27 protein-coding genes, 1 tRNA gene and 1 riboswitch are annotated in these 25,021 nt (G+C 69.8%); of the genes, 15 read left to right on the top strand and 13 right to left on the bottom strand.

The window, feature by feature from the left end:
• Nucleotides 1–139: 139 nt before the first annotated feature.
• Nucleotides 140–892 (top strand): MBL fold metallo-hydrolase, encoded by a 753-nt coding sequence (locus PGH47_RS16555; RefSeq protein WP_030945932.1) that lies wholly within the window; start codon nt 140–142, stop codon nt 890–892.
• Between the two features lie 101 nt (nt 893–993).
• Here PGH47_RS16555 and PGH47_RS16550 read toward each other — a convergent pair whose 3' ends face one another.
• Nucleotides 994–2,247 carry a PTS transporter subunit EIIC gene (locus PGH47_RS16550; RefSeq protein WP_271664084.1) on the bottom strand — a complete coding sequence of 418 codons (1,254 nt, stop codon included), beginning with the start codon at nt 2,245–2,247 and terminating at the stop codon, nt 994–996.
• Nucleotides 2,248–2,370: 123 nt separating this feature from the next.
• Nucleotides 2,371–3,663 carry a PTS transporter subunit EIIC gene (locus PGH47_RS16545; RefSeq protein WP_125525994.1) on the bottom strand — a complete coding sequence of 431 codons (1,293 nt, stop codon included), beginning with the start codon at nt 3,661–3,663 and terminating at the stop codon, nt 2,371–2,373.
• A 149-nt stretch (nt 3,664–3,812) separates the two neighbouring features.
• Between PGH47_RS16545 and PGH47_RS16540 the strand changes: the two genes are divergently transcribed.
• The 4 genes from PGH47_RS16540 (at nt 3,813) to rdgB (ending at nt 6,189) form a co-directional block, all read left to right on the top strand.
• A complete protein-coding gene (locus PGH47_RS16540) occupies nt 3,813–4,046 on the top strand; it encodes a glucose PTS transporter subunit EIIB (protein WP_030945941.1) in 234 nt (77 codons plus the stop codon).
• Between the two features lie 85 nt (nt 4,047–4,131).
• A complete protein-coding gene (gene rph / locus PGH47_RS16535; RefSeq protein ID WP_126900497.1) occupies nt 4,132–4,887 on the top strand; it encodes a ribonuclease PH in 756 nt (251 codons plus the stop codon).
• Nucleotides 4,888–5,032: 145 nt separating this feature from the next.
• A complete protein-coding gene (locus PGH47_RS16530) occupies nt 5,033–5,437 on the top strand; it encodes a hypothetical protein (protein WP_271664083.1) in 405 nt (134 codons plus the stop codon).
• Nucleotides 5,438–5,586: 149 nt separating this feature from the next.
• The gene (gene rdgB / locus PGH47_RS16525; protein ID WP_271664082.1) at nt 5,587–6,189 is read left to right on the top strand and encodes an RdgB/HAM1 family non-canonical purine NTP pyrophosphatase; all 603 of its coding nucleotides are present in this window, start codon (nt 5,587–5,589) and stop codon (nt 6,187–6,189) included.
• Nucleotides 6,190–6,244: 55 nt separating this feature from the next.
• On the opposite strand, the gene PGH47_RS16520 is transcribed toward rdgB, so the two are convergent.
• The 4 genes from PGH47_RS16520 to bcp all read right to left on the bottom strand — a co-directional run bounded on the left by PGH47_RS16520 (nt 6,245) and on the right by bcp (nt 8,325).
• Nucleotides 6,245–6,317: transfer RNA gene (locus PGH47_RS16520), tRNA-Leu, on the bottom strand.
• 15 nt (nt 6,318–6,332) lie between these two features.
• Nucleotides 6,333–7,010: an HNH endonuclease gene (locus PGH47_RS16515; protein ID WP_271664081.1), complete on the bottom strand. Its 678-nt coding sequence runs from the start codon at nt 7,008–7,010 to the stop codon at nt 6,333–6,335.
• Complete coding sequence (locus PGH47_RS16510; RefSeq protein WP_271668076.1) at nt 7,007–7,660, bottom strand: HNH endonuclease signature motif containing protein; 654 nt, start codon at nt 7,658–7,660, stop codon at nt 7,007–7,009. The genes PGH47_RS16515 and PGH47_RS16510 overlap by 4 nt, the downstream gene beginning before the upstream one ends.
• 197 nt (nt 7,661–7,857) lie before the next feature.
• Nucleotides 7,858–8,325 carry a thioredoxin-dependent thiol peroxidase gene (bcp, locus tag PGH47_RS16505; protein ID WP_030947500.1) on the bottom strand — a complete coding sequence of 156 codons (468 nt, stop codon included), beginning with the start codon at nt 8,323–8,325 and terminating at the stop codon, nt 7,858–7,860.
• A 95-nt stretch (nt 8,326–8,420) separates the two neighbouring features.
• Between bcp and PGH47_RS16500 the strand changes: the two genes are divergently transcribed.
• From PGH47_RS16500 to PGH47_RS16490, 3 genes are all read left to right on the top strand, one after another.
• Nucleotides 8,421–8,750, top strand: coding sequence for a DUF3618 domain-containing protein (locus tag PGH47_RS16500; RefSeq protein WP_271664080.1), 330 nt, complete (start codon nt 8,421–8,423; stop codon nt 8,748–8,750).
• 52 nt (nt 8,751–8,802) lie between these two features.
• Nucleotides 8,803–9,159, top strand: a complete 357-nt coding sequence (locus PGH47_RS16495) for a GroES family chaperonin (RefSeq protein WP_030947507.1) — start codon at nt 8,803–8,805, stop codon at nt 9,157–9,159.
• 65 nt (nt 9,160–9,224) lie between these two features.
• Nucleotides 9,225–9,295, top strand: a riboswitch (guanidine-III (ykkC-III) riboswitch).
• A gap of 34 nt (nt 9,296–9,329) precedes the next feature.
• On the top strand, nt 9,330–9,650 hold the full coding sequence (locus tag PGH47_RS16490; protein WP_271664079.1) for a DMT family transporter: 321 nt from the start codon (nt 9,330–9,332) through the stop codon (nt 9,648–9,650).
• A 94-nt stretch (nt 9,651–9,744) separates the two neighbouring features.
• Here PGH47_RS16490 and PGH47_RS16485 read toward each other — a convergent pair whose 3' ends face one another.
• On the bottom strand, nt 9,745–12,147 hold the full coding sequence (locus tag PGH47_RS16485; RefSeq protein ID WP_271664078.1) for a transglycosylase domain-containing protein: 2,403 nt from the start codon (nt 12,145–12,147) through the stop codon (nt 9,745–9,747).
• Between the two features lie 234 nt (nt 12,148–12,381).
• Between PGH47_RS16485 and PGH47_RS16480 the strand changes: the two genes are divergently transcribed.
• Genes PGH47_RS16480 through PGH47_RS16465 form a run of 4 tightly spaced genes read left to right on the top strand, consistent with a single transcriptional unit; the run spans nt 12,382 to nt 15,853 of the window.
• On the top strand, nt 12,382–13,182 hold the full coding sequence (locus PGH47_RS16480) for an ABC transporter permease (RefSeq protein WP_271668075.1): 801 nt from the start codon (nt 12,382–12,384) through the stop codon (nt 13,180–13,182).
• Nucleotides 13,175–13,996, top strand: coding sequence for an ABC transporter permease (locus tag PGH47_RS16475; RefSeq protein ID WP_271664077.1), 822 nt, complete (start codon nt 13,175–13,177; stop codon nt 13,994–13,996). The genes PGH47_RS16480 and PGH47_RS16475 overlap by 8 nt, the downstream gene beginning before the upstream one ends.
• A gap of 9 nt (nt 13,997–14,005) precedes the next feature.
• The gene (locus PGH47_RS16470; RefSeq protein WP_271664076.1) at nt 14,006–15,001 is read left to right on the top strand and encodes an ABC transporter ATP-binding protein; all 996 of its coding nucleotides are present in this window, start codon (nt 14,006–14,008) and stop codon (nt 14,999–15,001) included.
• A 33-nt stretch (nt 15,002–15,034) separates the two neighbouring features.
• Nucleotides 15,035–15,853: a DUF1707 SHOCT-like domain-containing protein gene (locus PGH47_RS16465; RefSeq protein WP_271664075.1), complete on the top strand. Its 819-nt coding sequence runs from the start codon at nt 15,035–15,037 to the stop codon at nt 15,851–15,853.
• A gap of 28 nt (nt 15,854–15,881) precedes the next feature.
• On the opposite strand, the gene PGH47_RS16460 is transcribed toward PGH47_RS16465, so the two are convergent.
• Nucleotides 15,882–17,219 (bottom strand): SGNH/GDSL hydrolase family protein, encoded by a 1,338-nt coding sequence (locus tag PGH47_RS16460; RefSeq protein WP_271664074.1) that lies wholly within the window; start codon nt 17,217–17,219, stop codon nt 15,882–15,884.
• Nucleotides 17,220–17,451: 232 nt separating this feature from the next.
• Between PGH47_RS16460 and PGH47_RS16455 the strand changes: the two genes are divergently transcribed.
• Together PGH47_RS16455 and PGH47_RS16450 are read left to right on the top strand one after the other, a co-directional pair.
• Nucleotides 17,452–18,819 carry a DUF445 domain-containing protein gene (locus tag PGH47_RS16455; protein WP_229915027.1) on the top strand — a complete coding sequence of 456 codons (1,368 nt, stop codon included), beginning with the start codon at nt 17,452–17,454 and terminating at the stop codon, nt 18,817–18,819.
• 126 nt (nt 18,820–18,945) lie between these two features.
• Nucleotides 18,946–20,445, top strand: coding sequence for an MFS transporter (locus PGH47_RS16450; protein ID WP_271664073.1), 1,500 nt, complete (start codon nt 18,946–18,948; stop codon nt 20,443–20,445).
• A 15-nt stretch (nt 20,446–20,460) separates the two neighbouring features.
• Here the strand turns inward: PGH47_RS16450 and PGH47_RS16445 are convergent, their stop codons facing one another.
• Nucleotides 20,461–21,879, bottom strand: a complete 1,419-nt coding sequence (locus tag PGH47_RS16445) for an alginate lyase family protein (protein ID WP_271664072.1) — start codon at nt 21,877–21,879, stop codon at nt 20,461–20,463.
• A 95-nt stretch (nt 21,880–21,974) separates the two neighbouring features.
• On the opposite strand from PGH47_RS16445, the gene PGH47_RS16440 reads away from it, so the two are divergent.
• Nucleotides 21,975–22,334 carry a VOC family protein gene (locus tag PGH47_RS16440; RefSeq protein WP_107905643.1) on the top strand — a complete coding sequence of 120 codons (360 nt, stop codon included), beginning with the start codon at nt 21,975–21,977 and terminating at the stop codon, nt 22,332–22,334.
• A gap of 44 nt (nt 22,335–22,378) precedes the next feature.
• On the opposite strand, the gene PGH47_RS16435 is transcribed toward PGH47_RS16440, so the two are convergent.
• The 4 genes from PGH47_RS16435 to PGH47_RS16420 form a co-directional block, all read right to left on the bottom strand.
• On the bottom strand, nt 22,379–22,681 hold the full coding sequence (locus tag PGH47_RS16435) for a hypothetical protein (protein WP_271664071.1): 303 nt from the start codon (nt 22,679–22,681) through the stop codon (nt 22,379–22,381).
• A 62-nt stretch (nt 22,682–22,743) separates the two neighbouring features.
• Nucleotides 22,744–23,241: a hypothetical protein gene (locus PGH47_RS16430; RefSeq protein ID WP_271664070.1), complete on the bottom strand. Its 498-nt coding sequence runs from the start codon at nt 23,239–23,241 to the stop codon at nt 22,744–22,746.
• 160 nt (nt 23,242–23,401) lie between these two features.
• A complete protein-coding gene (locus PGH47_RS16425) occupies nt 23,402–24,259 on the bottom strand; it encodes an LLM class flavin-dependent oxidoreductase (RefSeq protein WP_271664069.1) in 858 nt (285 codons plus the stop codon).
• Between the two features lie 168 nt (nt 24,260–24,427).
• On the bottom strand, nt 24,428–24,946 hold the full coding sequence (locus PGH47_RS16420) for a hypothetical protein (protein WP_271664068.1): 519 nt from the start codon (nt 24,944–24,946) through the stop codon (nt 24,428–24,430).
• Nucleotides 24,947–25,021 lie beyond the last annotated feature (75 nt).

Genomic DNA, 25,021 nt, shown 5'->3' with positions numbered 1-25,021 from the left:
CCACAGGTGAGTTCGCCCACAACAGACCTTTGCGGAGGAGCGACCGGAGGTTTTGCGCCTTACGCTCGACAAACCGCACGACCCCCGACGCCCCAATTCCCGATCTTCTGGATTTCCCGCCAGCGGAGGTTTCTGTTTCATGAAGCTCACCGTCGTCGGCTGCTCGGGGTCGTTCCCGTCCGCGGAATCGGCCTGCTCGAGCTACCTCGTCGAGGCCGACGGCTTCCGGCTGCTTCTCGACATGGGCAACGGTGCCCTTGGTGAGCTGCAGCGCCACTGCGGTCTCTACGACCTCGACGCGATCTTCCTCAGTCATCTGCACGCCGACCACTGCATCGACATGTGCGCGTACTTCGTCGCGCGCTACTACCGGCACGACGGCGGCCGCTGCGACCCGATCCCGGTCTACGGACCCGAGGGCACCGAGCAGCGCCTGACCACCGCCTACGCCGACACCCCCACCGCCTCCTCCATGAGCGAGGTCTTCGACTTCCACACGGTCAAGCCGTCCACCTTCGAGATCGGCCCCTTCACGGTGCACACCGAACGCGTGGCCCACCCCGTCGAGGCGTACGGCATCCGCATCGAGCACGGTGGAAAGACGCTGACCTACTCGGGTGACACGGGCATCAGCACCGCCCTGGACGAACTCGCCCGCGACGCGGATCTGTTCCTGTGCGAGGCCGCCTTCACGCACGGCAAGGAGAACATCCCCGACCTGCACCTCAACGGCCGTGAGGCAGGTCAGTCGGCGGCCCGCGCGGGCGCCCGCCGGCTGGTCCTCACCCACATCCCGCCATGGACCGACCCCCAGGTCAACCTGGCCGACGCGCGCGAGGTCTACGACGGTCCGGTGGAACTCGCGGCGCCGAGGCGGACGTACGAGATCTAGTCTTCCCAGCACGGCCCGTACGGGGTTCAGGCCCGTATGCGCGGCGAAGGCCCCGGAACCTTCCCGGTTCCGGGGCCTTCGTCATGCCGTACGGCTCGGCCTCACGCCTTGGTGAGGTCCTCCAGCTCCTCCTCGGGCTCGCGGCCCGGGGTGGGGAGGTTCCACTTCGTGATGGCGAAGCGGAAGACGGAGTAGTAGATCGCGGCGAAGACGAGGCCGATCGGGATGATGAGCCATGGCTTCGTCGCCAGGTTCCAGTTGAGCGCGTAGTCGATGAAGCCCGCGGAGAAGGTGAAGCCCGCGTGGACGCCGAGGGCCCAGGTGATCGCCATCGACAGGGCGGTGAGGACCGCGTGGATCACGTACAGCACCGGGGCGATGAACATGAACGCGAACTCGATGGGCTCGGTGACACCGGTGACGAAGGAGGTCAGGGCGAGCGAGACCATCATGCCCATCACGGCCTTGCGGCGCTCGGGGCGGGCGCAGTGCGCGATGGCGATGGCGGCGGCCGGCAGGCCGAACATCATGATCGGGAAGAAGCCCGACATGAACTGACCGGCGGTCGGGTCACCGGCGAAGAAGCGGTGCAGGTCGCCGTGCACGATCTCACCGGCGGCGTCCTTGAAGTCGCCGAGCTGGAACCAGGAGACGGTGTTCACGAACTGGTGCATGCCGACCGGGATCAGCGCGCGGTTGATCAGACCGAACAGACCCGCGCCGACGGCGCCGAGACCGGTCATCCACTCGCCGAAGTCCGCGATGACCTCACCGATCGGCTCCCAGACCAGGCCGAAGAACACACCCATGACGGTGCCGACGAGGGCCATGATGATCGGGACGAGACGGCGGCCGTTGAAGAAGCCGAGCCAGTCGACCAGCTTGGTGCGGTGGTAGCGCTGCCACAGCACGGCGGACAGCAGACCCATGATGATGCCGCCGAGGACACCGGGGTTGTTGTAGGTCGCGGCTATGTCCGCGCCGGCCTGGACCTTGGCCTCGGTGACCGGGAACGCCTTCAGCACATTGCTGTAGACGAGGAAGCCGACGAGCGCGGCGAGGGCGGTCGAGCCGTCCGACTTCTTGGCGAAGCCGATCGCCACACCGATGCAGAACAGCATCGGCAGGTTGTCGAAGATCGCGCCACCGGCGGTGGCGAAAACGGCCGCGACCTTGTCCCAGCCGAGCCCGTCCTTGCCGAACACGTCGGGCTGGCCGAAGCGGAGCAGGAGACCTGCGGCCGGGAGCACGGCGATCGGCAGCTGAAGGCTGCGGCCGACCTTCTGAAGGCCCTGGAAAAGACCGGATCCCCACTTCTTCGTGGGGGCCGCCGTTGGCGAGGTGGCGGTGCTCATAGACTTCCTCCATCGGGTGGTGGTCTACACCACTCAGTGGTGTAGACCTGTTGTAGCACGATGAAGGTGAGATAAGGAACCCGCGATTCCCAAGGGTTTTCTGGACCGTTATCAAGCCCTTTTTCAGACCTTTGTCACGTCCTCGACCTGGTCCTCCGGCTCCCGGCCGGGCGTCTTGAGATCGAACTTCGTGATCGCGAAGCGGAAGATCGCGTAGTAGACGGCTGCGAAACACAGGCCGATCGGGATCATCGCCCACGGTTTCGTCGCCAGGTTCCAGTTGATGATGTAGTCGATCAGGCCGGCCGAGAAGCTGAAGCCGTCGTGGACGCCCAGGGCCCAGGTGACCGCCATCGACACACCCGTCAGCAGCGCGTGGACCACGTACAGCATCGGGGCGACGAACAGGAACGAGTACTCGATCGGTTCCGTGATGCCGGTGACGAAGGATGTCAGGGCCACCGACGTCATCAGGCCGCCGACCTCCTTGCGGCGGCTCGGCCGCGCGCAGTGCGTCATGGCGAGGGCGGCCGCCGGCAGCGCGAACATCATGATCGGGAAGAAGCCCGAGGTGAACTGGCCGGCGTCCGGGTCGCCCGCGAGGAACATGTTGATGTCGCCGTGCACCACCGTGCCGTCCGGCTTGGTGAAGGTGCCGAACTGGAACCAGATGGGCACGTTGAGGAACTGGTGCAGCCCCACGACCAGCAACGCCCGGTTCGCGACGCCGAACACACCCGCGCCCCAGGCGTCCAGGCCGTCCATCCAGTCGCTGAAGCTCTCCAGCGCGTCACCGATGGGCGGCCACACCCACAGACACAGCGCCGCGAAGGCGATCGACACGAACGCCATGATGATCGGGACCAGACGCCGGCCGTTGAAGAAGCCGAGCCAGTCCACCAGCTTCGTACGGTGATAGCGGGCCCAGAAGAACGCGGCCAGCAGACCCACCACGATGCCGCCGAACACCCCCGGGTTCTGGTACTCGAACACGGTCACCGTGCCGTCCTGCACCTGGCAGCCGACGTTCGGCACCGCCTTCGAGCCCTCGGGGCAGTCCTCCGGGAACTGGCGCAGCACGTTGTAGTAGACGAGGAACCCCACGACCGCCGCCAGCGCCGTCGAGCCGTCGGACTTCTTCGCCATGCCGATGGCCACACCCACGCAGAACAGCAGCGGCAGCCCCAGTGCACCGTCCAGCAGCGCACCGCCCGCGCCCACCATCACCTTGGAGACATCGGTCCAGCCGAGCCCGTCGTCACCGAACACATCAGGCTGGCCGAGGCGGTTGAGGATGCCGGCGGCGGGCAGGACGGCGATCGGGAGCTGGAGACTGCGCCCCATCTTCTGCAGCCCCTGGAACGCGGTGTTCCAACGAGCGCGCGCAGGACTGATGGCGGAGCTGTCGGCACTCATGGACGCCCCTCGGTAAGGTGGTGTAGACCAGTTGGCGACGGTTCCACTGTCGTGAACGCCATCCTTCGGCACCCACGGCATGACCGCTCGCGAAGATGGGCCAACTGTGGGTTACTGCGACAAAGCGGTTCGGATCAGGGAGAAGGAACATGGCCAGCAAGGCTGAGAAGATCGTCGCCGGGCTCGGTGGCATCGACAACATCGAGGAGATCGAGGGCTGCATCACCCGGCTGCGCACCGAGGTCAGCGACGCCTCGCTGGTCGACGAGTCCGCCCTGAAGGCCGCCGGCGCCCACGGCGTCGTGAAGATGGGCACCGCCATCCAGGTCGTCATCGGCACCGACGCCGACCCGATCGCGGCGGAGATCGAAGACATGATGTGAGCCTCCGGGCTCACCGTGAGGGGCCCCGTCCCAGGCGATCACAGCCGCGGGAGGGGCCCCTTCCGTATGGGGCTAGGCTCACGCCATGGCAGCTACCTCCTCAACGACCCGCATCGACGGGCGCACCCCCGAACAGCTCCGGCCGGTCACCATCGAGCGCGCCTGGTCCAAGCACGCGGAGGGCTCCGTCCTCGTCTCCTTCGGCGACACGAAGGTCCTGTGCACCGCCTCCTTCACCGAAGGCGTCCCGCGGTGGCGCAAGGGCAGCGGCGAGGGCTGGGTCACCGCGGAGTACGCCATGCTGCCCCGCGCCACCAACACCCGGGGCGACCGCGAGTCCGTCCGCGGCAAGATCGGCGGCCGTACGCACGAGATCAGCCGCCTCATCGGCCGCTCCCTGCGCGCGGTCATCGACTACAAGGCGCTCGGCGAGAACATGATCGTCCTCGACTGCGACGTCCTCCAGGCCGACGGCGGCACCCGCACCGCGGCCATCACCGGCGCCTACGTCGCCCTCGCCGACGCCATCGGCTGGGCCCAGGGCAGGAAGCTGATCAAGCCCGGCCGCAAGCCCCTCACCGGCACGGTCAGCGCCGTCTCCGTCGGCATCGTCGGCGGCGTCCCGCTCCTCGACCTCCGCTACGAGGAGGACGTGAAGGCCGACACCGACATGAACGTCGTCTGCACCGGCGACGGCCGCTTCGTCGAGGTCCAGGGCACCGCCGAGGCCGAGCCCTTCGCCCGCGAGGAGCTCAACTCCCTGCTGGACCTTGCCGTTTCCGGCTGCGGGGAGCTGGCGGAACTCCAGCGCAAGGCGCTTGATACCGTCCTCGAAAAGTAAAGGACGCCCCAAGTCGGGCCGCGTCCTCGGGCAACCGCGTGGCCCTTCCCGGCGTCACTAGGGGTACGGGCGTACGGCACACCGCTGTGCGCCCGGCCAGTGACACGGGGGCCTGCGAGGCCTGAGCAGGAGGGGAACGTCAAGCATGGCCACGAGCCGACGACGCCGGAGCCGTATCGCCATAGCCGCCGCAGCCATCGCGGCGGTCGGGCTGACAGCAGGGCTGACCACCGGCTGCGACGCCGTCAACAAGGCGCTGGACTGCGTCCAGACCGCCGACGCCATCGCCGACAGCGTCACGGAACTCCAGCAGGCCGTGGAGAGCGCCGCGAACGACCCGACGCAGCTGGAGGAGTCGCTGACCTCCATCGACAAGAACCTCGACAAGATCGGCGACAAGACCGACAACACCGACGTCAACAAGGCGGTGGAGGACCTCCAGCAGGCCGTCACCAACGTCCGCGACGCGGTCAAGAACGGCGACGAGACCCCGGACATCAGCCCGGTCACGGAGGCGGCGGGCGAACTCACCAAGGTCTGCACGCCGTAGCTGCGCGGGCCGGCCGAGAGCGTGTGCCCGGTTGCGGTGCCGGGTCCGGTGCGGGTGCGTCGTGGCCGGTCGCGCAGTTCCCCGCGCCCCTCTTCGGCCGCTCCGCGGCCGCCTTGGGGCGCCCGGGCCTGCCTGGCTACTGTGTCGCCATGACCCGCCTCATCCTCGCCACCCGCAATGCCGGAAAGATCACCGAGCTCCGGGCGATCCTCGCCGACGCAGGTCTCGATCACGAGCTCGTCGGCGCGGACGCCTACCCGGAGATCCCCGACGTCAAGGAAACCGGCGTCACCTTCGCCGAGAACGCGCTGCTGAAGGCGCATGCCCTGGCGCGGGCGACCGGACTGCCCGCCGTCGCCGACGACTCCGGGCTCTGCGTCGACGTGCTCAACGGCGCCCCCGGCATCTTCTCGGCCCGCTGGGCCGGCCGGCACGGTGACGACAAGGCCAACCTGGATCTGCTGCTGGCCCAGCTCTCCGACATCGACGAGGCCCACCGCGGCGCCCACTTCGCCTGCGCCGCGGCCCTCGCCCTGCCCGACGGCACGGAGCGGGTGGTCGAGGGACAGCTCCGGGGCCTCCTGCGACATGTCCCCGCCGGCACGAACGGCTTCGGCTACGACCCCGTTCTGCAGCCGGAGGGCGAGACGCGGACCTGCGCGGAACTGACGGCGGAGGAAAAGAACGCGATCAGCCACCGCGGCAAGGCGTTCCGGGCACTGGTGCCGGTGGTGCGGGAGCTGGTGGGCTGACTTCACGAAACAGGCCCCGCACCTACGAAACAGAGGTGCGGGGCCGTTTCTCGTGTGCGCCCGGTCGGATTCGAACCGACAAACACGACCACCTAAAGATCGCCGCTCGGCCATTGGCGTACGGGCGCCGGGCCGGCCCTAGCTTACTGGGCGAGAGTATGTCCTCGCTGACCGCCTCGGCACCAGGTACTGGTGACCGCATGACAGTTGGGGCACAACAGCCGCAGGTTCTCCCGTCGGTCGTCGCTCCAGTCCCCGCTGATGTGGTCGACCTCCAGCGTCATGGGCTTGCCGAGCCATTCGGAGCCGATTCCGCACTCGCCGCACTCCTCGGGCACACCCGCCTCAAGGAGTGCGCGACGCAGCAGGTGCGTTCTCGTCCGGCGCTTGCCGTCATGCCGGACCAGGATGTCCTCCGCCCGCCTGACCGGAGTCGTGCCCGGCTTCCCGCGTTGATGGGCCTGTCCCAGGAAGTGCGTAGTATCGAGCCCGGCGGTTGCGATCCACTCGTGGAACAGCGCGCGAAGTCGGCTGTTATAGGGCTCCATGCCAAGAGCGCGGAGAACATCGGCGATAGAAGTCGCCCCGTCGACCGCATGGCGCAGCTCATCGTCGGCTGGTTTGGGAGGCGCCCCGTACGAGCGTCTCTGACGTGGCATGTGGGAGACGTCGATCCCGAAGTGGTCGAAGCGTCGGAAGAGATGCCTGCGGAGATTGCCGTAGGGCCGAGTGCCGAGAAACGCGATGACCTCGTCGATGTCCGAGCACTGTGCGGCGGCTTCGGCCAACCGCTGCCGGGTGTACTGCACCCGCCCGCTCATACCGCGTCGATCCCGGCACGCCCTTTGGCGCGCCCCCGGTAGTTGTCCGTTGTCGAATGGCAGTTGGGGCAGAGGAACCGGAGGTTCTCGATGCGGTTGTCTCGCCAGTTGCCGTCGATGTGGTCGACCTCCAGCGGCAGCGAATGGCCCCGCCAGAGCGCTTCCGTGCCGCAGAGTGCACACCGGTCCGGTATGCCCGAGGACGTCATCGCCCACCTGAGGCGGTCGCTCGGGATGCGCCGGGCATGGCCGACGGGCTGCTCTACCAGGAGACCTTCAGGCGTCCGGGGGCGCCGAACCTCACCGCGCCGGGACGGCCTCTCGAAGTGCGAGGTGTCGATGCCGTACGCCTTGATCCGGCGGCTGATGTGGGTGTGATGTCCGCCCACGACCTCGAGCCCGAGACGGCGCAGCACCTCGCACGTATTCGTCGAGGACGACACCGCGGCCTGGAGGATCTCCCTCGTCCACTTCACCCCCTCGCGCTCGAAGTGCGACACGTCCACCCCGAGTTTCTTCATCCGCTCCCACACGTACCGCCGTGTCGAACTCTGCGGATCCACCCCCAACCGCCCCAACGCCTCCGACAGCGTCCGAGCCCCCCGAGCCGCCTCCTCCAGCCGCTCCTTGCTGTATGCACTGGCGCCCATCACACCCCCGCTGTCGGTCACCTGTTCCTGGCTCGTACGGAGCAACGAACCGGATATCGGGCAGTGACGGCGGCGTTGGTATGGCGTGGATCACCATGCAAGGCGAGGGGAGGTCGGGTTTCAGGTCGGCGATTCTGGAGCGCAGGCCGGTGCTGAGGGGCGGGTCGGCCTGGCTCCCGGTGGGGGGGGGGTCCCGGTCAGATGCCCAGGTCCTTGATGATCTTCGCTACGTGGCCGGTGGCCTTGACGTTGTACAGGGCCCGCTCGACCTTGCCGTCCTCGTCCACGATCACCGTCGAGCGGATGACGCCGACGACGGTCTTGCCGTAGAGCTTCTTCTCGCCGAAGGCGCCGTAGGACTCCAGGACCTTCTTGTCCGGGTCGCCGACCAGCGTGACCTTCAAGGACTCCTTCTCGCGGAACTTCGCGAGCTTCTCCGGCTTGTCGGGGGAGACGCCGATGACGTCGTAGCCGGCGCCGGCCAGCAGCTCCAGGTTGTCCGTGAAGTCACAGGCCTGCTTGGTGCAGCCGGGCGTCAGGGCGGCCGGGTAGAAGTAGACGATGACCTTGCGGCCCTTGTGGTCCGACAGGGACACGTCGTTGCCGTCGGCGTCGGGCAGGGTGAAGGCGGGGGCCACGTCCCCCGGCTGGAGTCGCTCGCTCATCGAACCAGCGTAACCGGGGAGCCTGACAGTGCGGTCCGGCGAGGAACTGACAGACTGTCCGGAAACAGCATCAGCTTCACTTCGGAGGCCGTACGGTGGCGGACACGTCGGACACCAGAACACCGGCGCAGATCGAGGCGGACATCAAGGCCCGCCGCGCAACTCTGGCCGAGACACTCGACGAGATCGGGGTGCGTGTGCACCCGAAGACGATCGTCGGTGACGCGAAGGCCAAGGTGGTCTCCAACATCGACCACACTCTCGGAAGGGCCTATGTCGAGGTCAACCGGGTCGTGAGCGATGTGAAGGCCAAGTTCACGGACGAGGAGGGCGCGCCCCGTCTGGAGCGCATCGTGCCCGTCGCCGTCGTCGCCGTCGGCCTCGTGGGGCTGCTGGCGATGAGCACCCGGCGCCGCAAGGGCTGAGGGCGGCACCCGGCGGCGTACGCGGGCGGGAAAGGCAGGTAGGTTCAAAGGCGTGAGCGCCAACAGAAACGAGCACAGCACCCACCACGACAAGCTGCCCATCCGGATGCTGCACGACCGTGTACTCGTGCGGCAGGACACCGGCGAGGGCGAGCGGCGTTCCGGTGGCGGCATCCTGATCCCCGCCACCGCGGCCGTGGGCCGTCGGCTGGCCTGGGCCGAGGTCGTCGCGGTGGGGCAGAACGTACGCACCGTGGAGACCGGTGACCGGGTGCTGTACGACCCGGAGGACCGCGCCGAGGTCGAGGTGCGCGGGGTCGCGTACGTGCTCATGCGCGAGCGTGATCTGCATGCCGTGGCCGCCGACCGGTTCGAGGGGGCGGAGGACTCCACAGGGCTCTACCTGTAGTCCGCTTCACCTCGGGATCGACGGTTCGAAGGGGCTGGTGACCATCGTCACCGGCCCCTTCCGCTGTTTCTTTTGCTAGTTTTGAAGGAACCCGACGAGACGCGCCGTACCGGGATGTACGCAAAGACGACGCACCCCGTTTCACGTCGTACGTCTCGGAGGTGCCTGTCATGGCCTGGGTTCTGCTTGTCGTCGCCGGTCTGCTCGAGGTCGGCTGGTCGATCGGCATGAAGTACACCGACGGATTCACCCGGCTCGTCCCCAGCCTGTTCACCGGCGCCGGCATCGTCGCCAGCATGCTGCTGCTGTCCTACGCCGCGAGGTCGCTGCCCATCGGCACCGCCTACGGCGTGTGGGTGGGCATCGGCGCGGCCGGTGCCGCGGTGGTCGGCATGGCCGTGCTGGGGGAGCCGGCCACCGCCGCGCGGATCTTCTTCGTCTGTCTGCTGCTGGTCTCCGTGGTGGGGCTCAAGGCGACCAGCGGTCACTGAGCCTCAGCGGTCACTGAGCCCCAGCGGTCACTGAGCCCCGGCGGTCACTGAGCCCCGGCGGTCACTGAGCCCCGGCGGTCACTGAGCCCCGGCGTCAAGGCCGGCGGGTCGTGCTGAGCGTCCCGGCCGTGTTCCCGGACGTTCCGCCGCCGCCGGTGTCGGTTCCGCCGGTGGAGCTGTCCCCGCCGGTCGCTCCGCCGGTGTCCGTGCCGCCCGAGTCCGTGCCGCCGTCGGTGGTGCCGCCGTCGGTGGTGCCGCCGTCCGTGGTGCCGCCGGTGTCGGTGCCGCCGGTCGCGCCGCCGTCCGTGGTGCCCCCGTCGGTGGTGCCGCCGTTCGTCGTGTCGCCGGTGGTGGCGCCTCCGGTGTCGCCCGGGGTCTCGCCGCCGGTCTGGCCCTCGGTGTCCTGGCCGCCGGTCGTCGTCTCCCCGGTGGTGCCGTCCTCGTCCTGGTCGCCGGAGTCCTCGTCGCCCTGAGTGGGGTCGGTCGTGGGGTACTGGGGCTCGTCGGCGCCCTCCTGGAGCTGGAGGTCGAACTCGCCGACCGGCTTGCCCTTGAGGGCCTCCTTGGTGAACTGGGCCCAGATGTCGGTGGGCGCCCCGCCGCCGTTGATGCGGTTCAGACCCATCACGCCGTACAGCGACTTGTGCTTTGCAGTGACCGGGTCCTGGCCCATGACGGCGACGACGGTGGCCAGTTCGGGCGTGTACCCGGCGAACCAGGCGGCGGTGTCCTCCTCCGCCGTGCCGGTCTTGCCCGCGGCGGGGCGGCCGGCGGCCAGGGCCGCGGTGGCGGTGCCGTTGTCGACGACGCTCTGCAGGACGGACGTCGTGGTGTCGGCGGCCTCGCGGCTGACGACCTGGGAGGTCTTGCGCTCCGGCAGCTCGATGACGTCGGCGCCGTCCTTGGTGATCTTGTCGACCATCGTGTACGTGCCGTGCTTGCCGTGGTTGGCGAGCGTCGCGTAGGCCTCCGCCATGTCGAGGACGCTGGCGGTGGCGGTGCCGAGGGCGATCGACGGGTACGGCTGGAGGTCGGGGGTGTTGGTCGGCAGCCCGAGCTCGATCGCGGTGTCCTTCACCTTCTCGGGGCCGACGTCCACGGCCATCTGCGCGTACACCGAGTTCACGGAGGAGTCGGTGGCCTTGCGGACGGTGATGTCGCCGTAGGAGTGCTGGTCCTCGTTCTCCGGGGCGTAGGTGCCCGTCCAGCCCTGGACCGGGCGCTGGTTGGTGCCGTCGTAGATCGTGTTCGGCGTGATCTGGCGGCCGTCCTGGGTGGTGGAGTCGTTCTCCACGGCCGAGGTGAACACGAACGGCTTGAAGGTGGAGCCGACCTGGAAGTCCCTGCGGGTGGCGTTCGGGGTGTACTGCTTGACGTAGTCGATGCCGTTGTACATCGCGACGACCTTGCCGGTCTTCGGGTCGACGGAGGCGCCGCCCGCGCGGACGTACTTGTCGACCTTGTTGTTCTTCTTGTCCAGCTTGGACATCAGCTGGTCGTTGACGGCGTCGACGAAGGCGTTCTGCTTGTCCTTCTGGAGGGTGGTGGTGATGCGGTAGCCGCCGAGCTCCAGCTCCTCAGCGCTGACGATCTTGTTCTGGGTCAGATAGTCCTTGACGATCTGCACGATGTAGCCACGCTGACCGGAGAGGTTGGTGGAGGTCGAGGCCTCCTTCGGCGCCGGGAACTTCATGCCCGCCCGCTTCGACTCGCTGAGCCAGCCCTTGGTGACCATGCCGTCCAGGACGTAGTTCCAGCGGGCGACGGCCGCTGACTTGTTCTCCGGGTGGGCGACGACGTCGAACTCGCTGGGCGCGTTGACCAGCGCGGCCAGGTAGGCGGAGCGGGCCGGGTCGAGGTCCTTGGCGTCCATGCCGTAGTAGGCCTGGGCGGCGGCCTGGATGCCGTAGGCGTTGCGCCCGAAGAAGCTGGTGTTGAGGTAGCCCTCGAGGATCTCGTCCTTGGTCTTCTCGCGATCGAGCTTGATCGCGATGATGAACTCCTTGGCCTTGCGGGTGACCGTCTGGTCCTGGCGCAGGTAGTAGTTCTTCACGTACTGCTGGGTGATCGTGGAGCCGGACTGCTTGCCCTTGCCGGTGGCCGTGTTCCAGGCGGCCCGCAGCATCGCCTTGGGGTCGACGGCCGACTCGGAGTAGAAGTCGCGGTCCTCGGCGGCCAGGATCGCGTGCTGGGCGGCCTTGGACATCTGCGCGAGGGTGACGTTCTCCCGGTTGACCTCGCCGTCGCGGGCGATCACCGAGCCGTCCGCGTACATGTAGACGTTGGCCTGCTTGGTCGCGAGCGCGTTGGCCGGCGGGATCTTGACCAGGGAGTAGGCCAGGAAGAACCCGCCGACGAGCAGCAGCGTGCCGACGACGAAGGTGCCAAGCACCATGCGCCAGGTCGGGATGATCCGCCGCCAGCCCGTCCTCTTCGGCCGCTTGGGCTTCCCGCTCTGCGGCTGTGGCTGGGCCTGCGGCTGCGGCTCGTCACTCATCTCTGGCACGGACTCCTGTTTCGCGTCGTACGTTCCCGTACGCCCTCGTACGCCTACTGCGCCCCCATTGAAGACTCTCGCACCGGGCGTTCCGTTCCCGGAAACCGGCGCGTGTCCTGGAAAGTGAGCGAAACCTCGCCCCGGGGGCGCCCGGAAAATGGCTGGCAGCCCCGTTCACGGGCGCACTAGGCTCCTGCGCTTCGGTGCCGGGCGCGGGCGAGGAGGGCTGTGGATGTGGGCTCCGGGCGGTTGTACCTGGCCGTCGCGGCAGGCGGCTTCAGAAGGTACGCGACCTATCGGGTGGCCACCGCGGCTGGGGTGTTCACCAACACCGTCTTCGGCGTGATCCTCGTCTACACCTATCTCGCGCTGTGGGACCAGAAGCCCCATCTCGGCGGATACGACCAGGCGCAGGCCGTCACCTATGTGTGGCTGGGCCAGTGCCTGTACGCGACCCTCGCGATCCAGGGCGGCGGCGCCGAGAAGGACCTCATGGACCGGATCCGCACCGGTGAGATCGCCGTCGACCTGTACCGGCCGGCCGACCTGCAACTCTGGTGGCTGGCCGGGGACATGGGGCGGGCGCTGTTCCAGATGGTCGGGCGGGGTGTGGTCCCGTTCCTGTTCGGCGCGGTGTTCTTCCCGATGGCCTTGCCGACGGACGTCACCCCGTGGGCGGCGTTCGTGGTCACGCTGCTGCTGGCGGCGGTCGTCAGCTTCGCGATCCGCTATCTGGCGGCCCTGAGCGTGTTCTGGCTCCTGGACGGCATGGGCGTCAACCAGGCCCTCATGATCACCGGGATCTTCTTCTCGGGCATGGTGCTGCCGCTGAACGCCTTCCCGGGCGTGTTCGGCGAGGTCGTGCGGGCGCTGCCCTGGGCGGCGCAGATCCAGATGCCGGCGGACGTGCTGATGGGGGAGAGGGCGCCGCTCGGGGCGTTCGCCTTCCAGGCGCTGTGGGCGGTGGTGCTGCTGGCCGCCGGTCGGATCGTGCAGTCGGCGGCGACGCGTCGGGTGGTGGTGCAGGGTGGGTGAGCGCGGCGCCCTGCTCGAAGGGCTGCGGGCCTACCGGCTGATCGCCGCCATGTGGGTGCGGTCCAGCATGACCTACCGCACCTCCTTCGCCGTCACGGTGCTCGGCAACCTGATGGTGACCGGCCTGGACTTCGTGGCGATCCTGCTGATGTTCTCGCAGGTCGACACCCTGGGCGGCTGGTCGCTGCCGGAGATCGCCCTGCTGTACGGCCTGTCGGCGACCGCGTTCGGGATCGCCGACCTGGTGCTGGGCTCGATGGACGTGCTGGGCGGCCGGATCCGCGACGGCTCCTTCGACACGCTCCTGGTGCGGCCCGCACCGGTGCTCGCGCAGGTCGGCGCCGATCACTTCGCGCTGCGCCGCCTGGGCCGGATCACGCAGGGCGCGCTGGTCCTGGGCTGGGCGCTGGTGTCGGCCGGCATCGACTGGACGCCCGCGAAGGTGCTGCTGGTGCCGCTGATGCTGATCAGCGGGGCGGCGATCTTCTCGGCGCTGTTCGTGGCCGGCGCGGCCTTCCAGATACTCGCGCAGGACGCCGCCGAGGTACAGAACGCGTTCACCTACGGCGGGACCACGCTGCTTCAGTACCCGCCCACCGTGTTCGGCAAGGACCTGGTGCGCGGCGTGACCTTCATGCTGCCCCTCGCCTTCGTCAACTGGGTGCCCGCCGCCCATGTGCTGGGGCGGCCGTACCCGATCGACCTGCCCGGGTGGACGGCCTTCGCCTCGCCCCTGGTGGCGGCGGCGTGCTGCGCCCTGGCCGGTCTGGCGTGGCGGGCCGGGCTGCGGTCCTATCGGAGTACGGGGAGTTAGGGGCAGGCCATGCCAGACGGGACGTTCATCGAACTCGACGGTGTCGAGAAGGTCTTCGACGTGCGCAAGAAGACCGGTTTCCTCAAGCGGGAGCGGCGGCGGGTGCGGGCCGTCGACTCGATCTCCTTCCGTGTGGCGCGCGGGGAGATGGTGGGCTACATCGGGCCGAACGGCGCCGGCAAGTCGACGACGATCAAGATGCTGACGGGGATCCTCACGCCGAGCGGCGGCCGTCTGCGGGTGGCGGGCATCGACCCCTCCCGCGAACGCACCAGGCTCGCCCACCGCATCGGGGTGGTGTTCGGGCAGCGCACCACGCTGTGGTGGGACCTGCCGCTGATCGACTCGTACAGGCTGATGCACCGCATGTACCGCATCCCGGACGCCCGCTACCGCGAGAACCTCGACCGGCTCGTGGAACTCCTGGACCTGGCCGACCTGTTGGACGTGCCCGTACGGCAGCTGTCGCTCGGCCAGCGGATGCGCGGCGACATCGCGGCGGCGCTGCTGCACGACCCCGAGGTGCTGTACCTGGACGAGCCGACCATCGGGCTCGACGTCATCTCCAAGGCCAAGGTCCGTGAGTTCCTGCGGGAGTTGAACACCGAGCGCGGCACGACGGTGCTGCTGACCACCCACGACCTCCAGGACATCGAGCAGTTGTGCTCACGGGTGATGGTCATCGACCACGGGCGGCTGATGTACGACGGCCCGCTCGCCGGGCTGCACGAGGTGGGGGAGAGCGAGCGGATCCTGGTGGTCGACCTGGAGCGCGAGCTGCCGCCGATCGAGGCGGCACCCGCGCGCGTGGTGAAGGTGGAGGGGCCGCGGCAGTGGCTGGCGTTCCCGGCGGCCGACTCGGCGGCGGTGCTGGTGGCGCGGATCGCGGCGGAGTATCCGCTGGTGGACCTGTCGGTGCGGGAGCCCGACATCGAGGCCGTGATCGCCAAGATGTACGCCGAACAGGCCGAGAAGGCGGCACGGACCGAGCGGGCGATCTCGTAGCCCCGGGGCGGGGTTGCTCGTAGGCTGCATTACATGAGCGAGGAAGCCCCGGAGCTGCGTGCCTCCGACGCCGATCGTGAACAGGTCGCCGAGATCCTGCGGGACGCCCTCGCGGAGGGGCGGCTCGACATGGAGGAGTTCGAGGAACGCCTCGACGCGACGTACAAGGCACGCACCTACGGGGATCTGGCCCCGATCACCCGGGATCTACCGGTCGGCGCGGTGGCCGTGCCGAAGGTCGACATGGTGAAGAAGCCCGGGGCCGCCGCCGGGAGTTGGAGCGACCGGATCGTCGGCGGCGACGGGTCGTCGACGTGGGGTGTCGCCGTGCTGTCGGGGTTCCAGCGCAAGGGACGCTGGACCGTGCCGAGGCGGTTCAACTGCTTCGCCTTCTGGGGCGGCGGGGAGATCGACCTGCGCGAGGCGAACTTCGCGGACGGCGTGGTCGAGATCAACTGCGTCGCGATCATGGGCGGGGTGGAGGTCGTCGTGCCGCCCGGGGTCGAGGTCGAGGTGCGCGGGATCGGGATCATGGGCGGTTTCGACCACCGCGAGGACGGGGCGCCCGGGGATCCCGGCGCCCCGCGGGTGATCGTGACCGGGTTCGCCTTCTGGGGCGGCGTCGGGGTCGAGCGGAAGCTGACCCGGACGCAGAAGCAGGAGCTGCGCGAGGAGCGGCGCCGGGAGCGGCTGGAACGGCGCGAGGAGCGGCGGGAACTGCGGTCCTCGGCGCGTGACGAGAGTTACGACGGCCATCGCAGGATGCTCGAGGAGCACCGGGACCTGTGGCGCCATGGGCACGACGAGCGCGGGCCCCGCCGGGAGAAGGCCCGGGAGTGGGACGAGGACTGACCGCCCCCGAACCCGCCCCCGCTCGCCGCTACAGCTCCGCCGGAGCCGCGCCCTTGAGGTCCTGGAGATTGAAGGACTCCGCCATGCGCTCGTAGCCCTTGTCACTCGGGTGGAGGTGGTCGCCGGAGTCGTATTCGGGGCGGAACTTGCGCGGGTTGTACGGGTCCCGCACGGCCTCGTCGAAGTCGGCGACCGCGTCGAAGACCCGGCCCGCGCGGATCTCGGCGTTGATCTGCTGACGCACGTTCTCGCGGGCGTCGGTGTAGCCCCGGTGGCCCTGGAAGGGCATCAGGGTGGCGCCGACGACCTTGAGGCCGCGGGCGTGGGCCTGGCGGACCAGGGTGCGCAGCCCTTCGAGGATGCGGTTGGGGTCGGCGAGGCCCGGGTTGCGCAGGATGTCGTTGACGCCGAGGTCGATGACGACGACCTTGACGCTCGTGCGGGACAGCGCGTCGCGGTGGAAGCGGCCGACGCCCGCCTGGTTGTCCGCGGGGCGCCCGGCGCCGCTGGCGAGGATCTGGTTGCCGCTGATGCCCTGGTTCACGACGCTGTAGCGCGGCACGTCCTGGCCGGCCGCGACGGCCGCCCGCAGCCGGCGCGAGAGGACGTCCGTCCAGCGGCGGTTGGCGTTCTGGGTGGACGTGATGCCGTCCGTGAGCGAGTCCCCGAAGACCACGACGGTGCCCTCGGAGTCGTGGCTGAGGACGTCCAGCGCGGTCACGTACCGCCAGGCGTCGACCTGGCCGGTGTACGCCGTGCCGGTCGCGTCCTCGGTGAGGTCGCCCTCGGCGACATAGCTGGTCTGGCGCGCGTGCGGGTGGTAGGTCACCGGGCCCGACGGGGTGGGGGAGTACGTGGTCACCAGGACGTCGGCGTCCGCCGGGATCGTCATGCGCACGGCGTCGCTGAGCACCTGCTGGCCCGGCGGGATGACGACCGTGGGGCTGCCGCCGAAGGTCAGCCGGCGCATGGTGCCCGCCACCGCGGCGGCCGTCGCGGAGCCGGCGGCGAGCGCGACCGACGCGTGCGTGATCGTCAGCCGGGACTGGCCGTAGAGATTGGACAGCGTGATCCGGGCACTCGTACCGCCGACGCTGGTGTGCACGACGTTGCGTACCGAGTCGCCGGCGAGGCCCTCCAGCTCGGTGCCGGGTTCGGCGCCGACCGGGGAGGCGGACCAGGCGCCCACCCAGAGGCCGGTGGAGGCCGGGGCGACGGGGCCCCGTCCGGAGCCGGTCTTCGTGGGGGTGCTCTTGCCGGTCGCGCTGCCGTCGTCGGAGGCGGCTCCGATGTATATCGCGGCGGAAAGCGTGACGATCAGGGCGATGATCGCGCTGAGCAGGGCATAACCGTTTCGCCTGGTCATGCGGTGCGTGTCTCCTCGGGCGGATGGGAGCCCGAGGCTCCGATGTGATCACCTCATGATGCGTCATGAGGCAGAGGGGAGTTGCACAGACCCCCCATTGGGCCGCCGGAGTTCATCCGGACTTCGCCATCGACCTCCCCCCACGGGACAGACGCCGGGAACTCTTGATTCGTTCCAGGAGTAGGTCAGGAAGGGACAATGTGTGCGGGGGATCCTGGACGGGTGGAGCGGAATGGAACGTACGAATCAGGATGAAACGGGAACGCCTGTCGTAGAGCAGCATGCCCGGCCGGAGGGCGCCGGTAACCGGCGCGTGCCCGCATCGGCCGTACGTGCGATGACGACGTTCACCGCCGCCGATCAGGAGAAGCAACGCGGCGTACGGCGGATGAAGATCACCGCGACCGGGCTGCTGCTCTTCGTCGCGCTGGTGTACGTCCTCGCCAAGGTCGCCTCGAACCAGGGCGCCGGCGCCTGGGCCGACTATGTCGCCGCGGCGGCCGAGGCCGGCATGGTCGGCGCGCTCGCCGACTGGTTCGCCGTCACGGCCCTGTTCCGCCACCCCCTCGGACTGCCCATCCCGCACACCGCGATCATCCCGACCAAGAAGGACCAGCTCGGCGTCTCCCTGGGCGAGTTCGTCGGCGAGAACTTCCTCTCGCAGGACGTCGTACGGCAGCGGCTGCGCGCCGTCGGCATCGGCAGCCGCCTCGGCGCCTGGCTCGCCGAACCCGAGCACGCGGACCGGGTGACGGCGGAGCTGTCCGCTGCGCTCAGGGGCGCCCTGACGGTCATGCGCGACTCGGACGTCCAGGCGGTCGTGGGCGAGGCGATCACCCGGCGTGCCGACGCCCAGGAGATCGCGCCCGGCATAGGGAAGATGCTGGAGAAGGTCGTCGCCGACGGCGGCCACAAGCGGGTCGTCGACCTCGTCGTCGCCCGCGCCCAGAACTGGCTGATACTGCACGACGACGAGATCATGGACGCGGTACAGGGCGGCGCCCCCGGCTGGACCCCGAGATTCGTGGACCGCAGGGTCGGCGAGCGGGTCTACAAGGAACTGCTGCGCTTCGTCACCGAGATGCGCGACATGCCCAGCCACCCGGCCCGTGGCGCCCTCGACAAGTTCCTCACCGACTTCGCCTCCGACCTCCAGTCCGACACGGAGACCCGCGCCCGGGTCGAGCGGCTCAAGGGCGAGGTGCTGGGCCGCGGCGAGGTGCAGGACCTGATCGCCTCCGCGTGGACCGCCGTACGCCGGATGATCGTCTCGGCGGCCGAGGACGAGCGCAGCGAACTGCGGCTGCGGGTGCGTGCCTCGCTGCTGTCGCTGGGTGCGCGGATGGCGGTCGAGCCGCGGCTCCAGGCCAAGGTCGACGGCTGGGTGGAGGGCGCGGCGGTGTACGTCGTCTCCACCTACCGCAAGGAGATCACCTCCCTGATCACGGACACCGTGGCGAGCTGGGACGCCGAGCACACCACCCGGAAGATCGAGGCGCACATCGGCCGCGACCTCCAGTTCATCCGGATCAACGGCACCGTGGTGGGCTCGCTCGCCGGGCTGGTGATCTACACCGTGTCGCGGGCGCTGGGGGCGTAGGGCGTAGGACGGAGGGCTCGGCGGGGCCGTCGGGCGTGGAGAACGGGTGCTCAGGGCGGTCGGCGGGCGTAGGGCCGGGGAGTTCGGGGCACTCGGCCCGGGTTCCGCTCGACGAGGAGGGGGCCCATGACCACCGTGCAGGCCGAGACCGGCCGTACCGTCACCACCGACATCCCCGCCCGGCTCGACCGCCTGCCGTGGTCGCGCTGGCACTGGACGATCGTGATCGGTCTGGGCACCGTGTGGATCCTCGACGGCCTGGAGGTCACGGTCGTCGGCAGCATCGCTCCCCGGCTGTCCGAGCCCGGCAGCGGTCTGCCGATCACCTCCGGCCAGGTCACCGGCCTGGCGGCCGCGCTCTACGTGGCCGGTGCCTGCCTCGGCGCCCTGTTCTGGGGCCGGCTCACCGACCGGTGGGGCCGCAAGAAACTCTTCATGATCACGCTCGCGGTCTATCTGGCGGCTACGGCCCTCACCGCGGTCTCGTTCGACACCTGGTGGTTCTTCCTGTTCCGCTTCCTCACCGGCTTCGGCATCGGAGGCGAGTACGCGGCGATCAACTCCGCGATCGACGAGCTGATCCCGGCGCAGTACCGCGGCCGCGTCGACCTGATGATCAACGGCAGCTTCTGGCTGGGCGCGGTCGGCGGCTCGCTGCTGGCGATCGTCGCGCTGGACACCGCGATCCTGCCCGCGGACATCGGCTGGCGGCTGACGTTCGCGCTCGGTGCCGTCCTCGCGCTGGTGATCCTGCTGGTCCGGCGGCACGTCCCGGAGAGCCCGCGCTGGCTGCTGATCCACGGCCGCGACGACGAGGCGGAACGGATCGTCACAGCCATCGAGCGGAAGGTCGAGGCCGAACGGGGCGAGCCCCTGCCGCGGCCCGAGGGCGAGCTCACCATCCGTCAGCGCCGGAGCGTGTCCTTCCTGGAGATCGGCCGCACCGTCTTCTCCAAGTACCGCAGGCGGGCGATCCTCGGCTTCTCCCTCTTCATCGGCCAGGCGTTCCTCTACAACGCCATCACCTTCGGGTTCGGCGCGATCCTCGCCACGTTCTTCGACGTGCCGACCGGCGACACGGGCTACTACTTCGCGGTCATCGCGGTCGGCAACTTCATGGGCCCGCTGCTGCTCGGCAGGCTCTTCGACACGGTCGGCCGACGCGTCATGATCTCGTCGACGTATCTGCTCTCGGGCCTGCTGCTGTTCGGCACCGCCTGGCTGTTCGACCAGGGCGTGCTCAACGCGACCACGATGACGGCCTGTTGGTGCGCGGTTCTGTTCTTCGCCTCGGCGGGTGCTTCGAGCGCCTACCTCACGGTCTCCGAGATCTTCCCGATGGAGACCCGCGCGATGTCCATCGCCTTCTTCTACGCCCTCGGTACCGCGGCCGGCGGTATCAGCGGACCGCTGCTGTTCGCCGACCTCACCGGGACGGGCAAGGTCGGCGACACGGTTCTCGCCTTCCAGATCGGCGCGGCGCTGATGTGCCTGGCGGGCCTGGTCGCGGCCTTCTTCGCGGTCCGCGCGGAACGCCGGTCCCTGGAGGACATCGCCCGTCCGCTCACGGCGGTGACGGAGCCGTCGAGTGCCGGGGTGCGGGCGGCGAAGGCCTCGGGGACGTAGCGGACCCAGGGGTGGTCATCGGGCGCGGCGGCGCAGCAGGAGGAGGCCGCCGGCGAGGGCCGTGACCCCGGTGGCGGCGGTCCAGCCGAGGAGGCCGTCGGAGCCGGTGGCGGCGAGGTCGTCACCGGCGGCGGAGGGCGAGGGGGATGCGGTGGGCCCGGCCTGGGGCCGGGGATCCGATCCCGCCCCTGTCACCTTCACCGACCGGTCCCGCGTGAACGCCAGTGTCCCGAAGCCCAGTTGGTCATAGCCGCCGCTGTCGGGGCCGTAGTCCCCGCCGCCGCCCTCGGGGGCGGACTTCGCGGCGATCCGCGTGAGGTAGGACGCGGACAGACCCCGGCGCCCGGTGTAGTGGTTGGCGATCATCGCCCAGATCGGACGGGTCATCTCCGGGTTGACGGGCGCCGCCTCGGTCACCGTCTCCGACCCCGACCAGCCGCCGATCGCGCCCTTCCTGCGGGTGTTCGCGGTGAACGGCACCTTCTCGCCCATGGCCCACTTGGCCACGTACTGGGCGCCCTTGAGGAAGCGGCTGTCGTCGTGGCCGTACAGGTCGATGCCCTGGTTCCAGGCCATCTCGCAGATCGTGCCCATCAGGCCGACGCCGAGCAGGGCGTGCCCCTGGTCGCGGCCGGCCTCCAGCCACTCGCCCAGTCCGTCGTCGTGCACTACGGGGATGGCGTTCCTGATCGAGCCGAGGCCCTCGCCGTGCTTGAAGTACTCCACGGCCCGCTCGACCTTCGCCCGGTCGTCGCAGTGGATGCCGACGGCCAGGACGCAGGCCATGTTGCAAAGGTCCCAGTTGGTCCAGTAGTTGCTGACGACCGCGTTGTTGTGGTGGGCGAGGAAGCTCTCGCTCAGCGGGTGGAAGACGTCGAGGAGCATTTTGCGGAACCGCTCGGCCTCGAAGTCCTCGTGGTCGCGGACGAGTTCGGCGGCGTTGGCGAACTGATAGCCGTACAGCCCGGCCGCGAGGAACCGGTCGGCGCTGCCCGCGACCTGGGTCAGCGTCCCCGACCAGGCGTTGAGGACGGCGACCGCGGTGTCGGCGTGCGCGCGCTCGCCGGTGATGTGCCAGCGCAGGGCGTTCTGGTAGGCGGCATGGATGTCCTTGTAGAGCGCCGCGTAGTTCTGCGGGGTTCCGGCGCCTCGGTGGACGACGGTGCTGGGCCGGGGACGCCAGCCGCTCTGCGCGTGCGGGTTGGCGGCGAGCCGGGCGAAACCGGCGGTGTGGGGCTGGGCGCCCGCCTTCACCTTGGCGGCCATCCGGTCCAGGTCGGCGCGGGTGTGCAGCAGGCCGGGATGCGCGAAGGAGGCGCCGGCTGCCGCGGCTGGAGCGGCGGTCGTGCCGATTCCCGCCCCGACGGCTCCGGCGGTCGCGCCCGCGGCCCTGAGCATGCTCCGGCGGCTGATCTGTCGTGTCACGTGACTCATTCCTCGCGTGCCTGTGGCTGGGGACGGAGGGGAGACGGGGCCAGACTGCGGGGGATAACAAAAACTCCGGACAACCGTTCCAGGGAGCCGCACCGATGACCGTCCGCAGGATCGTCCCCAACGTCCACGCCGGGTCCGAGGAAGCGATCGCGACGAGCCGTGACTTCTACGGCCTGCTCGGCTTCGAGGAGGTGATGGACATGGGCTGGGTGACGACCATGGCGTCCCCTGCCAACCCCACCGCCCAGATCAGCTTCTTCACCGAGGACCGCACCGGCCCCGTCGTCCCCGACCTGAGCGTGGAGGTCGAGGACGTCGACGCCGTGTACGCGCAGGTACTGGCATCGGGCGCGGAGATCGTCCGGGAACTCCGGGACGAGGAGTGGGGCGTACGCCGCTTCTTCGTACGGGACCCGGGCGGCCGCGTGGTGAATGTCCTGACCCACCGGTCGTAGGCGGACGTACGGCCCTGACGCGCGGGACCGCCCGTCACCTCGCGTCAGCCGCGGCGGTCCGCCACCGCCCAGGACGCCAGGGCCATCGCGCCCGCCACCCCGAACACGGCCGGCCAGGCGCCGACCTTCTTGGCCAGTGGGTGCGAACCGGCGAAGGCGGCGACGTAGGCGGTGGTCAGGGCGCCCGCGGCCCTGCCGCCCGCCCGCTGTCGCCACTGCTGCGCGGCGGAGGCGCCCGCCACGGCCAGTACGGCACCGCCTAGCTGCCGGTTCCCGGTCCAGCGGGCCATGCCGTACCCGCCGACGAGTCCGCCCGCCGCGACCACCGCGCTGGGAACCTTCGCCATGTTGCCTCCAACCACTGCTGCCGGGCCGGCGACCACTTCGGCCGGTCCCTTCAGGACCGAGGCTAACCGGCCCGGTCCCCGCGGGACTCCGCCCGGGTCCGCAGCTCGGTCACGTAGCCCGCGCCGATGGCGCACCCGGCGGCGGTCAGGGCGAGCGCCGGCACGCCCGGGTTCACATACCCGGGCACGTCACCCGTGTCGTAACTCCCGCCGTCGCTCGTCTCGCAGACGAACCCGAGCGGGATGTACGTCACCTTGTGGTCGGTGATCTCGATGCCCCGCTCGTGCCGCTCCCACCAGCCCGCCGTACGGCAGGACTGCGGCGGTGCCGAGTCGGTGCCGCCGTCCTCCGCCGTCATGACCGCGCCGCACACCGCGAGCAGCCCCCACGCGTACAGGGCGAACGCCCCGGCGCCCGCGAGGGCCGCGATGCCGCGCAGCGTGCCGGGCACTCCGGTGCGCCGTTCGCGACGGTCGGCCAGGGTGCGGCTGCCGTGTCCGGCCAGGCCGATCGCGGTGATCACCGCGATCAGGACGAACAGCAGGATCAGCAGAAACACCTGGCCTCCAGGTCGCGGAACGACGGACGACTGCGGGTGCGCCGAGTCCAACAGGGCCCGGCGCACCCGGCTGTGGCGGAGCCCACAGTTCCGGCAACAGGAGCGCTACAGGATCGGGATCACGGGATCGGGATACGGCATCGGGGTCACGGGATGGCTGTCACAGCACGTCGGCCAGGCGGTCCACCTGGTCCGGGTCGAGGCCGTAGCAGTAGAGCATCACCTCGTCGACGCCCAGATCGGCGTAGGCGGTGATCGCGGCGCGGATGTCGGCCGGGGTGGTGAGCATGCCGTCGACCATGCGGTCGGGCATGCCGGTGAAGGCGTAGTAGGCGTGCATCCGGGTGCGGGCGTCGTCGATCACGTCCGGCGGGCCGAGCGCGACGTTCACCTGGGCCACGAGACGGGGCTCGCCGTCGCGGCCGTACTCCTTCCAGAAGCCGCGCACCGTGTCGAACAGGCCGCCCGCCCAGGAGGGCGCCGCGGCCGCGAGGAAGCCGTCGCCCCAGCGGGCGACGCGTTCGAGGGCGGCGGGCTTGAAGCCTCCGAAGAGCAGCTCCGGGCCGCCGAGGCGGGCGGGCACCGGGCCGATCGGGCCGACGCCGTCGCCGTAGGGCTCGCCGTGCCACAGACGGCACATCGTCTCCATCTGCCGGTCCAGGCGCCGGCCCCGGGTGCGCAGGTCGGTGCCGGTGGCGCGGTGGTCGTCCTCCCGGCCGCCGACGCCCAGGCCGAGGACGAGCCGTCCGTCGGTCATCCGGTCCAGGGTGGCGGCCTGCTTGGCCAGCAGGGCGGTGTCGCGCAGCGGGGCGAGCAGCACCTCGGTCTGGACGCGGACGCGCGTGGTGGCGCCGGCGAGGACGGCCAGCGCGACCAGCGGCTCGGGGTTGTCGTAGACGAGCCGGTCGAGCAGTCCGAGGGTGCTGAAGGGGCCGGCGTCGGCGCGGCGGGCCCAGGTGAGCAGGGCGGCCGGGTCGCCGACGGGCAGGCCGATACCGACATTCGTACCGACGTTCATGAAGAGCCTCCGAAGTGAGGGGTCGACAAAGTCAGTTGCCGCCCCCTCCGGCACCTCAGCGAGGTGGGACGCTCCCGCTCTGCGGCGTGTTTCCGGGGGAACGTCTCGTCGAAGTCGGCTCACGATAGGGCGAGCCGACTTCACGGGACAAACCATTTTCGAGCCGTGTCAGGGCCGTCGCCGCACATCGCTGTAGCCGCAGGTGCACAGGGTCACGATGCCCGTGTAGTACGAGGTCGTCCGGCCCTGCGTGACGCTGTGCGTGGTCTTGCGCTCCCGGCGGTTCGGCTTGCCGCAGCGCGGGCAGGGCCCGGTGACCGGGTCGCCCCAGGGCGTCGCCGGGTCGAGCCGGGTCGCGGCCGGGATCATCAGCACCGCGCAGAGCCCGGCGAGTCCGAAGCCGATCCCGCGCAGCACCGAGTCGCTCGACTCGCGGCGGTCGACCATCTCGTCGTAGGAGAAGGAGCCGCCGCCGCCTCCGCTGGAGTAGATCATGCATACGTCGCTGCGCGTCATGGTCCTGTCGTCGCAGCTCGGCGGCTCGTTCGGGTCTCCGCCGACGGTGAGGGCCAGCAGCAGCCCGATGCCGCCGAGCACCGCCAGGACGGTCAGCGCGGTGGTCCGGCTCCGTCCGCTGCGGCGCCGCTCGCGCTCGGCCCTGGCTTTGTCGATCAGTGCGTTCGTCATGCTCCCGCTCGCCCCGTTCATGTGATCCTCCGTGTCCGATGCCTCATGGATGGCTGTGAGTTGTGTGCCGTGCGT

Origin of the sequence: Streptomyces sp. HUAS 31 (assembly GCF_028198125.1) — a bacterium.
Classification (GTDB): Bacteria; Actinomycetota; Actinomycetes; order Streptomycetales; family Streptomycetaceae; genus Streptomyces; species Streptomyces chartreusis.
The sequence above is the reverse complement of the archived record's forward strand: the minus strand, read 5'-3'. Positions and strand labels throughout refer to the sequence as shown.